Source organism: Myxococcus xanthus, from assembly GCF_013116825.1.
In the GTDB taxonomy this organism is placed as follows: domain Bacteria; phylum Myxococcota; class Myxococcia; order Myxococcales; family Myxococcaceae; genus Myxococcus; species Myxococcus xanthus_B.
Genome location: NZ_JABFNS010000102.1, coordinates 23787 through 34164, shown reverse-complemented (window position 1 = coordinate 34164; position 10378 = coordinate 23787). Strand labels below are relative to the sequence as shown.

Genomic DNA, 10378 nt, shown 5'->3' with positions numbered 1-10378 from the left:
CCCCCGCTCGGTCTGCCCCCGCTCGCCCCGTCACGCAGGCCGTGACGCCCGAGGAGGAGGCCCCCGTCCTCACCCCGCCGGGCCTGCGGCTGTCTCCGGCCGTGCGGCCCGTGCGGCAGACGGTGACGCTGGAGCTGGACCCGCGGCGGGAGATGTTCAGCGGGACGACGGACATCGAAATCGAGCTGCCCCAGGCCACGCACGAGGTGTGGCTGCACGGGGAGGCGCTCGCCGTGAAGGACGCGGCCTTCATCGTGGCGGGCGCGCGGATCAAGACGTCCACGCTGCCCATCGGCGACATGCTCGTCTTCCTCCCGCGTGAGGCGGTGGGCCCCGGCACCGTCATCCTGCGCGTGGCGTACACGGGCCGGGCGCGTGCCCGGGAGAGCTCGGGCGTCTACCGCGAACAGGACGCGGGGCGCTGGTACACGATGACCCAGTTCCAGCCGCTGGCCGCGCGGCGCGCCTTCCCCTGCTTCGACGAGCCCGCCTTCAAGATTCCCTGGCGGCTCACCCTGCGCGTGCGCGAGGAGGACGGCGCCTTCGCCAATTCACCGGTGGAGGCCGAGACGCACGGCCCGGATGGATGGAAGACGGTGCGCTTCCAGACGACGCCCCCGCTCCCCTCGTACCTGGTCGCCTTCGCGGTGGGCCCCTTTCAAGCCGTTGACGCGGGCGTCGCGGGCCACCACCGCGTGCCGGTGCGGATGCTGGTGCCGCAAGGCCGCGCCGCGGAAGCGGCCTGGGCCGCGCGGGCCACGCCCCCGCTGCTGGAGCAGTTGGAGACGTGGTTCGGCACGCCCTACCCCTACGCGAAGCTGGACGTGCTGGCCCTGCCCGGCACGCAAGGAGGCGCCATGGAGCACCCCGGGCTCATCACCTTCAGCGCCCCGCTCATGCTGGGCCCCGTGGAGGGGGACTCCCTGTGGCGCCAGCGCTACTTCGCGCTGACGCAGGCGCACGAGCTTGCGCATCAGTGGTTCGGCAACCTCGTGACGCCCGCGTGGTGGGACGACCTCTGGCTCAACGAGTCCTTCGCGGACTGGCTCGCCTACAAAGTCGTGACGCAGTGGAAGCCCGAATGGCGCGGGGACGTGCGCCGCGTGGAGGCGCGGGGGGATGCCCTGGTGGAGGACCGGCTCGTCAGCGCGCGCAGCGTCCGGCAGCCCATCGAAGCGCCGGGAGACGTCCACTCCGCCTTCGACGGCATCACCTACAACAAGGGCGCCGCGGTGCTGGCCATGTTCGAGTCCTGGGTGGGCCCCGACGCCTTCCAGCAAGGCGTGCGGCACTACCTGGACACCCACGCGAGGGGCACCGCCACCACCGCGGACTTCTTCGCAGCCCTCACCAGGGCCACCGGCAAGGACGTGGCGCCCGCCTTCTCCTCCTTCCTGGACCAGCCGGGCGCGCCGCGCGTCGCCATGACGCTGGAGTGCCCCAAGGAGGGAGTGCCCCGGCTGGCCCTGGAGCAGCGGCGCTATCTCCCTCTGGGCTCGCCGGGCGGACGCGGCGAGGAACAGGCGTGGCAGGTGCCGGTGTGCGTGCGCTACGCAGCCGGGGGCACGGAGGGCCGCGCCTGCACGGTGCTCTCGGAGTCCACGGGCACGCTGTCCCTGGATGGCGCGAAGTCCTGCCCGGACTGGGTCCACCCCAACGCGGAAGGCCGCGGCTACTACCACGCGCTGCTGCGCGGTGACGCGCTGGAGCGGCTGACGCGGCAGGGGGGCCGGGGGCTCAGCATCGCCGAGCGCCGCGTCCTGCTGGATGACGCCGAGGCCCTGGTGGCCAGTGGCGAACTGGATGTGGCCCAGGCCCTGACATTGGCCACGCGCCTGCTGCGAGCGGACACCCCGGACCTCGTCATGGGCGCGGCGGCCCTGGTCGCCAGCGTGCGGGATGACTTCGTCCCGCGAACCGCGTGGCCGAGCCGCGCACGCTTCGTCCGTGGCCTCTTTGGCGGCCAGGCTCGCCAGTTGGGCTTCGTGCCGCGCCCGGGCGAAAGCGACGACGTGCGCATGCTGCGGCCCCGGCTGGTGTGGATGGTGGCCCAGTCCGGCGAGGACGCCCTCCTGCGAACGGAGGCCCGGAAGCTCGCGCTGCGCTGGCTGGACGACCGGCGCTCCCTGTCCATGGACGCGGCGCAGGGCGTGATGGGCGCCGCCGCGGTCTCAGGGGATACCGTCCTCCACCAGCGCATGCTCGAAGCCCTGCGCACCACCACGGAGAGTCGCGAGCGCGACCTGCTCTTCGCCGCCCTGGGAGGCTTCCAGGACGCCGCGCTCGCCAGCGCCAGCCGGGCCCTGCTGCTGGCGCCGGACGTGGACACGCGTGAGGCCCTGCCCATCCTCTTCCGGCAGTTGGAGGCACAGCCCACCCGCGCGGGTGCGTTCGACTTCCTGCGCGAGCACTTCGAGACGCTCCGGGAGCGGCTGCCGCGGGACATCGCGCCCTGGCTGCTGGGCACCGGCGGATTCTTCTGCGACGCCGAACACCGCGCGCGGTTCGCGGCCTTCTTCGCGCCCTACGCGCCCACCTTCGAAGGGGGTGAGCGCGCCCTGGCGCAGGCGCTGGAGCGCGTGGACCTGTGCATCGCACAGCGCGAAGCCCTGCGTCCCGGGCTGGAACGCTTCCTGCGCCGCTACTGACGTCAGCGCTTGCGCGCGAGCATCATCCCGTCACGCACCGTGAGCAGCACGTGCTCCACGCGAGGGTCCGCCGCCACCTTCGCGTTGAAGTCGACAATCGCATGGTCATTGGGGCCCTCCGGCTGGAGCACCCGGCCCGACCACAGCACGTTGTCCGCGATGATGAGCCCGCCCGGCCGCAGCAGCGGCAACACCGCGTCCCAGTAGGCAGCGTAGCTCGGCTTGTCCGCGTCGATGAACACCAGGTCGAATGGCCCCTGGAGCGTCTTCAGGGTGTCCAGCGCCGGCCCCATGCGCAGGTCGATTTTCCGTCCATGCGGACTGCGCAGGAAGAAGGCGCGCGCCACATCGGTGGCCTCGGGGTCGATGTCGCAGGTGATGAGCGCCCCATCATCCGGGAGCGCTTCCGCCATCATCAGCGCCGAGTACCCGGTGAAGGTCCCGATTTCCAACACCCGCCGCGCACCGGTCAGCGCGACCAGCATGCGCAGGAAGGTGCCTTCCACGGACCCGACCTGCATGTTGGGGGAGGACATCCGCGCATACGTGACATCACGGAGTTCATCGAAGAGGGGCGCGGGTGCCGTGGTGTGAGCGTCCGCGTACGCCTCGATTTCGGGAGGAACGAGGGTGAGCTTGGGCATGTCCCATCGATTAGCACGTACCGCGGGGCCCCCCACTTCAGGTTGCCGTCAGACGCCTCGTGCATAACTTTGTCGTCGCTCTGGATGGAGGAGGTCTCGATGCTGGCAGCCAGAATCGGTGGTGCGCACGCGGATGTGTCCCGGTGCATCGCCGCGAGCCTCCAGTGTCAGGTTTCCTGCGAAGAGGGCATGGCCCGCCGGGTCGCCCGAGGGGAGCCGCTGTCCGGCGAGGTGGTACGCCTGCTTCGACAGTGTGCTGAACTGTGCGAACTGAATGCACGCGCGCTCCAGAAGGAGAGCCGGCTGGCCCGGCGCACCGCGAGCCTGTGCTTCGACCTGGCCAACCTGGTGGCCCGGGCCGCGTGGCTGGACGCGGAGGACCGCGATTCGTACACGCTCGCGCGGGACGCGCTGCAACTGGCCCGCGCGTGCAGGCCCCTGCTGTTCGCCTGAGTCAGCAGCGCAGGTGCGGACTGAACACCCGCGTGGGGCCCGCGCGGGAGGGGCGCTCACGCCGCCCGCTGGACGGGAATCTCAGACAGCAGCTCGTTGAATGCGTCGACCTGTTGCTGCCCGTGGCCCGGATGATGTGTGTCTCGCGTTCTAGCATGACGGGCGACGACGCCACCGATGCCGCCCGGAATCGGCGCGCGGCCAGCGTCATGAACGACGGGGCGCGGGAGGAGCGTCGCTCCTCCCGCGCCCTGGTATCACGAACCCGCGCTCAAATTGACACCGGAACTACAGGTCCAGCAGACGCGCCTGGAACCCATTGCTCCCCGTCGAGGTGAGCAGCACCAGCTGGCCGTTGTGCACGAAGACCCGCTGAGCCGCGCCCGGGTAGTACGCCGCCGAGAGGATGTCGAACCGGTGGTTGAGCACCCGCAGCTGCGTCCTGTCTCCCACGGTGTCGATGAGGTAGAGGCGCTCACCGTGGAAGGCGATGTCCACGAACGACAGGCCGATGCTGGTGCGGTACGTCAGGTCCGCCGCATTGAAGAGGAGGCCACTCCCCGTCACGACCGCGGAGCCATCCGGCCACAGCCGCAGCGGCGCCCTCAGGTTGTAGGCACCATGGTAGGGCGAGTCGATTTCAGCCCCCAGGGTGCCCGCCTCGATGTCCACCTGCACTCGGTTCAGGTCCTGCGGCGAGACGCCGCTGTCGGCGAAGTAGATGGTGTTGTTCGCCTCCGAGAACAGCAGGCTCACCGCGCTGCTCCTCCAGTCCGCCGCCGCGACCCGAGCGCCCGTCGCCCGCTGATAGAGCGCATGGGTACCCCAGGCCCCGGAGCCATCGATGGTAAACAGGTAGCGGTCCGCCACCACCATGCGCGACACCGACGCAGGCGCCGCGGCGAAGAAGCGAGCCGTGCCATCCTCCGTCGAAGTGAAGGCATCGATACGCCCTCCCGTGTAGGCCAGGTATGCGGTCTGACCGTCCGAAGCGACCGCCATCGAGGTCGCATCGCCCGTCCCGACGAAGGCGGACAGGAAGCTCCGGGTCGTCAGGTCAAGTCGACGGATGCGATCCGCGTTGCCGTCCAGGAAGTGGATGACGCCATCGCTCGTCAGCGTCGCGTCCTGGTAGGTGAAGGCGAACGCGGCCCCGCCCAGCACGACGCCCGCATCCGGGTCCACGCCGCCATCACTGCCACCATCCGGCGTGGGCTCCCCCGTCTCCAGCTGCCCCGAGATGTCGATGCCACCCGTGGTGGCGCCCGGGCAGTTGACCGGGTTGCGCTGCAGCACGAGGCTCGCCGAAACCACCTCGCCAGCGACGACGTCGACCACGGCGCTGCCCGCGTACACCTCCAGCATGGACGCGTTATACGCAATCACACGCACTGCCCGACCGGCTCCCGCTGGCACCTCGGACACCTGCCCCCGGATGGCTGTGCCGTCCACTTGAAGCGGAACAGGCCCGATGACAGTCATGCCCAGACCGGAAACAACGGCATCGGCGGACACGACGCCGCAGACATCCCCCGCCAGGGAGATTTCCATTCGGACGGACTCGGTTTCACCTGCGTTCTCGAACGTCCCCTCGCCGTTGCACGCGGTCACCAGCGCGCAGGCCGCCCACATCAGCCCAACTCGACTCAGCATTCTCATGATTGTTCCCCCTCCGCGCGGGACCAATACGACAAGTGCGGCTCCCGTGCAATGCATTGCAAACGCGGACCCGGAACTCCCGAGCCCACGGTCACGCAATGACGGCAGCCCCCGCAAAGCCTGACACGCCCATTGAGTTCGCGGCGACCGCCGATGCGCTGGGCCGCAAGATAGCGTGCCACGCATTAGCGACGGGTCACGACGACCTCACACAGTCTTTGATGTAAGCTCCCTGCGGACATTGCCCGTGCAAAGCCATGAATGCGACTCGTGTCACGTCCCCTGGCACACGTCTGTCTGCGGCAGGAGCCCCTCTGAGCCATCGCACCTCCCGCCGCTACAGTCGCTTCGAACGGCGGCGGGCACTGAAACGGCGACGCCACGGCCCGCTCCGGCAAGAGCGGGCGCGCATGGTGCGCCCATGCCGGGCTACTCCCACTGCTTCGCGATGTCGGCCTGAGTCGGCTGCACAGGTGGCGGAACGTAATAGCGCGCCGGGTGGTAATCCCTGTCCGACCAGGTCACCCTCTTCCCGAACTCGCCCACCGCGCCTCGAACCTGGCCGACCGGATACTGTCGCTCACTCCCGTCCGTGAAGGCCTCGGCGACACGCCCATCCTTGAAGACGGCCCGGAAGATGAGCGTCCCCTCGTGGCACCGAAGGCCCGTGTAGATGGGCTCGTAGCGGACACCGTCCGCACGGAGCAGGTGATACTCCAGCTTGTTGTACTTCTGGCTCGGCTCGAAGCGCCCCTTGCTGCACCGGGCCACCACCTCCGAGACTTCCTTCAGGAACGCCCGCGAATTGGCCGCCGCTTCTGGAATCAGCCCAGGGGAATGCGTGGGATTCATCCTCTCGATGGCCGCGTCGATGCTCTCATTGAGCAGCTTCGCCAGCGTCGGACTCGAGATGCTCCCTGGCTCCGCGGGGGGCGACAGGTACGGGGACAACAAGAAGTAGGCGCCCACGCCGATGGCACCCGCGCCCCACCCCACCAGCATGACTTTTCCAGGTTTGATTTGCGTCCCCCTTTGCCGTGTTGCTCCTCAGCTATCACAGGACGAACAGCCCAGGCAGGAGGCAGCATGAATGCCACCTCCTGACTGACGCACGCGCTCTCAGCCTTTCAAAGCGAGACACCGTACAGCGCGCCGTACTTCTCCTTCAGGTACGCCAGGAAATCCGTGTCGGTGAGCCCCTGCCCCGTCACCTGCTTCACGCGCTCCTCCGCGGATTGGCGGAAGCCATGCTGGTGCACGTGCGTGCGCAGCCAGTCACGCAGGGGCAACAGCTCACCCCGCCCCAGGTGCTCCTCCAACTCCGGCAGGTCGCGCTTCGCGGCGCGGTAGAGCGACGCCGCGTACAGGTTGCCCAGCGAATACGTGGGGAAGTAGCCCAGCTCGCCCCAGGCCCAGTGGATGTCCTGGAGCACGCCCTGCGTGTCGTCCGGCGGCGTGACGCCCAGGTACTTCTCCATGCGTGCATTCCACGCGGCGGGCAGGTCCTCCACCGGCAGCTCGTCGCGCACCAGCAGCAGCTCCAGCTCGTAGCGCAGCGCGATGTGCAGGTTGTACGTCACCTCGTCCGACTCGATGCGGATGAGCGACGGCCCCACCGCATTCACCGCGGCGTGGAAGGTCTCCTCGTCGGTGCCGGACAGCGCCTCCGGGAAGGCGGCGCGCAGCACGGGGAAGTAATGCCGCCAGAACGGCAGGCCGCGGCCCACCATGTTCTCCCACAGGCGTGACTGCGACTCGTGCAGCCCCATGGAAGGCGCGGCGGCCAGTGGCGTGCGGTAGAGCTCGGGAGCGAAGCCCTGCTCATACAGGCCGTGGCCGGCTTCGTGGATGGTGCTGAAGATGGACGGGAACGGCGTGGCCGTGTCCACGTGCGTGGTGAGCCGCACGTCCAACGGGTGCGTGCCTCCGGTGAAGGGATGGATGCTCAGGTCCTGCCGGCCCGCCTCCAAATCAAACCCGATGTCCTTCAACAGCCGCAGGGTGAAGGCCCACTGCGCGTCCTTGTCGTAGTGACGGCCCGTCAGGAAGGGCGCCACCGGCCGGCTCACCGCGGTGAGCTTGCCCACCATGGGGATGAGGTGCTCACGCAGCGCCGACAGCACCGGCGTCAGGCGCGCCACCCGCATGCCCGGCTCATGGCCTTCCAGCAGCGCGTCATAACGCTCCCCGGCATGGCCATACGCGTCCGCCTGCTCCCGGCGCAGCGACAACAGGCGCTGGAGCGCGGGCTGGAAGACGGTGAAGCGCCTTGCCTGTCGGGCTTCCCGCCAGGCCTGGATGGCGTCGCTGATGGCCCCCGCCAGCGCCCGCACCAGGGGCGCGGGGACGCGCACCTCCCGCTCCCGCTCGCGCGTCAGCACCGTCACCATGGCCCGGGCGTCGTCGGACAGGTCCGCCTGCGAGGCGGCCTGGGCCAGGGCCTCCCCCAGCCGGGGGTCTACCAGGCGCTCGTGGTGCAGCCCCTGCAAGGTGGAGAGCTGATGGGAGCGCGCGGGACCGGCCTTGGACGGCAGGTACGTCTCCATGTCCCACGTGGCCAGGCCGATGAGGCCTTGAAGGTCGCGAAGCTCCTGCATCCGGGTCAGCAGCCAGGTATCCATGCCCGGATTCATAGCCCGCTTCGCGCCGCACTATCGCGAAAGACGCACTCGGGAGTATGAGGGCTGCGCGATGGCCAACGTCATTCAGTTCTTCATGTCCCCCGACGACGAACTCGCCTTCTTCCGCTTCCTGGAGCGCTTCGTCCTGGAGGTGTACCCCCGGCGCGTCCCACAGGATTGGGAGACCTTCCGCGCGAACACGGAGAACCTGGAGCGGCTGCCCCCGGAGGACCTCTACATGGTGGCCTCCGAGCTGGGCGCGGCCATCGTCGACAAGGTGAAGCGGGGCCCGGACAAGGGCTACTGGCGCATCGACGAGGTGCGCTCGCCCGTCATCTTCATGGAGCGCTGCCGCACCAACGAAGAGGGCGAGCTGCTCAGCGGCAAGATGTGGGCGGAGCTGGACATCACCGCGCAGACGGGCCGGAAGAACGCGGCGCCCGACAAGTTCCGGAGCCTGTTCCTCGAGGTCGAGGAGTACATCAAGAAGACGTACCGCAAGGGCGACCCCAAGGGCTTCTTCGTGGGCCCCAAGACGGCGCGGCTCTGCAAGGAAGGGCTCGTGCTGCGTGACTCCGCCTTCCGCGGCGGCACGGTGTTGCCCTACAAGTAGCCGCGGCGCCTCAGGGCAGGGCCACGGGCAGGGTGAAGGAGAAGGTGCTCCCCTGCCCTTCGTGGCTCTCCACGTTGAGCGTCCCGCCGTGCGCGGCCACCAGACTCCAGGCGATGCTGAGCCCCAGCCCCGTGCCGCGTCCCGGTGAATGGCTGGCCCGCCAGAAGCGCTCGAAGAGGTGCGGTGCGTCCTCGGCGGGGATGCCGGGCCCGGAGTCCTTCACGAAGACGCACACCTTCGCCCCCTCCACCAGGCGGGCCCGCACCTCAATGGCGCCGCCAGGGGGCGTGAACTTGATGGCGTTGCTCACCAGGTTGGCCATCACCTGGAGGATGCGCTCGCGGTCGGCGAGCACCGGCGGCAGCTCTGGCGCCAGCGCCACCGTCAGGACCTGCCCCTTCTCCAGCGCGAGCGGCCGGAGCACCTCCAGCGCCTGCGCCAGCAAGGCGTCCACTGGAAGGGGCTGGAGCGTCAGGGGAATGGGCATGCCGCGCAGGCGCGCCCGGTCCAGCAGGTTGCCGATGAGGCTGCTCATCTGCTGCTCGGCGAGGACGATGTTCTCCAGGTAGCGGCGCCGGCGGTGTTCCTTCTCCGGCGCCGTGCCCGCCTTCAGAATCATCTCCGCGTTCATCCGCACCGCGAGCAGCGGCGTCTTGATGTCATGGGAGACGACGGTGAGCAGCTCGTCGCGCCAGCGCACGGCCTCCTGGGCCTGGAAGAACAGCGCCTCCGCGCGCTCACGCAGGCGAACTTCGCGGCGCAGGGCATGCTCCTTCGGCAGGGCCACGGCCAGAAGGTTCGCCACCCCGTCCAGCAGCGCAAGCCCGTCCTCCCCCAGCCCCACCGCCTCCACGTGGAGCACGCCCAGGACGCCTTCCTTCGGCGCCAGCGGCAGGGTAACCCTCCCGGGAACCCGGGCCGGCTCCGCCTTGAACACGCCCTCGACGGCGTCACACCCTTGCAGGCTCACGCGCTCCAGGCCCACGAGGTACGCGTACGCGGAGGCGGCATGCGCCACGGCGTGGGACGGAGGGGACTCCATGCCCTCGGACGAATGCCACGCCATCAGACAGGGCCGCTCCGGAACGGACACTCCGGACGCATCCACCCCCTCCAGCAGGAGCGCGACGCGGACCGGCAGCCATCGGGAAAGGCGCTCCACCAGCGCGGGGAAGCTGGCCGCGACACCGTCGGACGCGCAGAGCAGCTGGCCTACCTCATGGAGCTGCGCCAGGTGGCGGTGGGCCTGCCCCCGCTTTCGCCAGGCGCGACGGGGCCGCCGCCGGGAGGCTGGGACGTCCCGGTGGGCGGACTCCTCCCCCGCTGGGCTCCGCGGCGCCTTCATCGGGGGTGCCTCGTCCCTTCCACGGTCAGCAGCTCCTCACGGAGCGCGGCGGAGAGGACCTCGCCCGTCAGCGCCCCGAGGACACGCAGCCACTCCTCGACCAGGACCACCAGCGACTCCTCCAGCCGCTCCGGGTCGAATTCAGCCACCACCGGATGCAGCCGCTCGAAGCGAAGACCTTCCGATGTGACGGCGAGCGCCGACAAGTGGGGATGGGCCTGGACCACCCGCTGGAGCACCCGCTCCAGGATGACCACCAGGGTGACCTCCCCCAGGACCGAACGGCCACGGCGCCACAGCGCCTGGAAGCCACGCTCGAACAGGTCCAGGAGCGCGGGAGAAGACGGGCGCGGCAGCTGGCGTTGACGCCAGGCACGCACGACCTCGTGAGGTGG

The 10378-nt window shown here is 69.6% G+C and carries 9 protein-coding genes; 3 read left to right on the top strand and 6 right to left on the bottom strand.

Going from position 1 to position 10378, the window contains the following annotated elements; all coding sequences use genetic code 11:
- The coding region (locus tag HNV26_RS26110) for a M1 family metallopeptidase (protein WP_171452893.1) at positions 1 to 2648 on the top strand (2648 nt) is incomplete at its 5' end.
- A gap of 2 nt (positions 2649 to 2650) precedes the next feature.
- Here the strand turns inward: HNV26_RS26110 and HNV26_RS26105 are convergent.
- Positions 2651 to 3292, bottom strand: coding sequence for an O-methyltransferase (locus HNV26_RS26105; protein ID WP_171443643.1), 642 nt, complete (start codon positions 3290 to 3292; stop codon positions 2651 to 2653).
- 99 nt (positions 3293 to 3391) lie between these two features.
- Here HNV26_RS26105 and HNV26_RS26100 point away from each other — a divergent pair, with 99 nt between their 5' ends.
- Positions 3392 to 3745 (top strand): four-helix bundle copper-binding protein, encoded by a 354-nt coding sequence (locus HNV26_RS26100; RefSeq protein WP_253817042.1) that lies wholly within the window; start codon positions 3392 to 3394, stop codon positions 3743 to 3745.
- A gap of 288 nt (positions 3746 to 4033) precedes the next feature.
- On the opposite strand, the gene HNV26_RS26095 is transcribed toward HNV26_RS26100, so the two are convergent.
- From HNV26_RS26095 to HNV26_RS26085, 3 genes are all read right to left on the bottom strand, one after another.
- Positions 4034 to 5404, bottom strand: coding sequence for an NHL repeat-containing protein (locus HNV26_RS26095; protein WP_253817040.1), 1371 nt, complete (start codon positions 5402 to 5404; stop codon positions 4034 to 4036).
- Between the two features lie 429 nt (positions 5405 to 5833).
- Positions 5834 to 6406: a hypothetical protein gene (locus HNV26_RS26090; RefSeq protein WP_171443641.1), complete on the bottom strand. Its 573-nt coding sequence runs from the start codon at positions 6404 to 6406 to the stop codon at positions 5834 to 5836.
- 125 nt (positions 6407 to 6531) lie between these two features.
- Positions 6532 to 8025 (bottom strand): carboxypeptidase M32, encoded by a 1494-nt coding sequence (locus tag HNV26_RS26085; protein WP_253817038.1) that lies wholly within the window; start codon positions 8023 to 8025, stop codon positions 6532 to 6534.
- A 70-nt stretch (positions 8026 to 8095) separates the two neighbouring features.
- Here HNV26_RS26085 and HNV26_RS26080 point away from each other — a divergent pair, with 70 nt between their 5' ends.
- Positions 8096 to 8638, top strand: coding sequence for a hypothetical protein (locus tag HNV26_RS26080; RefSeq protein ID WP_026114254.1), 543 nt, complete (start codon positions 8096 to 8098; stop codon positions 8636 to 8638).
- A 10-nt stretch (positions 8639 to 8648) separates the two neighbouring features.
- Here the strand turns inward: HNV26_RS26080 and HNV26_RS26075 are convergent, their stop codons facing one another.
- Together HNV26_RS26075 and HNV26_RS26070 are read right to left on the bottom strand one after the other, a co-directional pair.
- Positions 8649 to 9983, bottom strand: a complete 1335-nt coding sequence (locus tag HNV26_RS26075) for a sensor histidine kinase (RefSeq protein ID WP_171443639.1) — start codon at positions 9981 to 9983, stop codon at positions 8649 to 8651.
- Positions 9980 to 10363 carry a hypothetical protein gene (locus HNV26_RS26070; protein WP_366816971.1) on the bottom strand — a complete coding sequence of 128 codons (384 nt, stop codon included), beginning with the start codon at positions 10361 to 10363 and terminating at the stop codon, positions 9980 to 9982. The genes HNV26_RS26075 and HNV26_RS26070 overlap by 4 nt, the downstream gene beginning before the upstream one ends.
- Positions 10364 to 10378 lie beyond the last annotated feature (15 nt).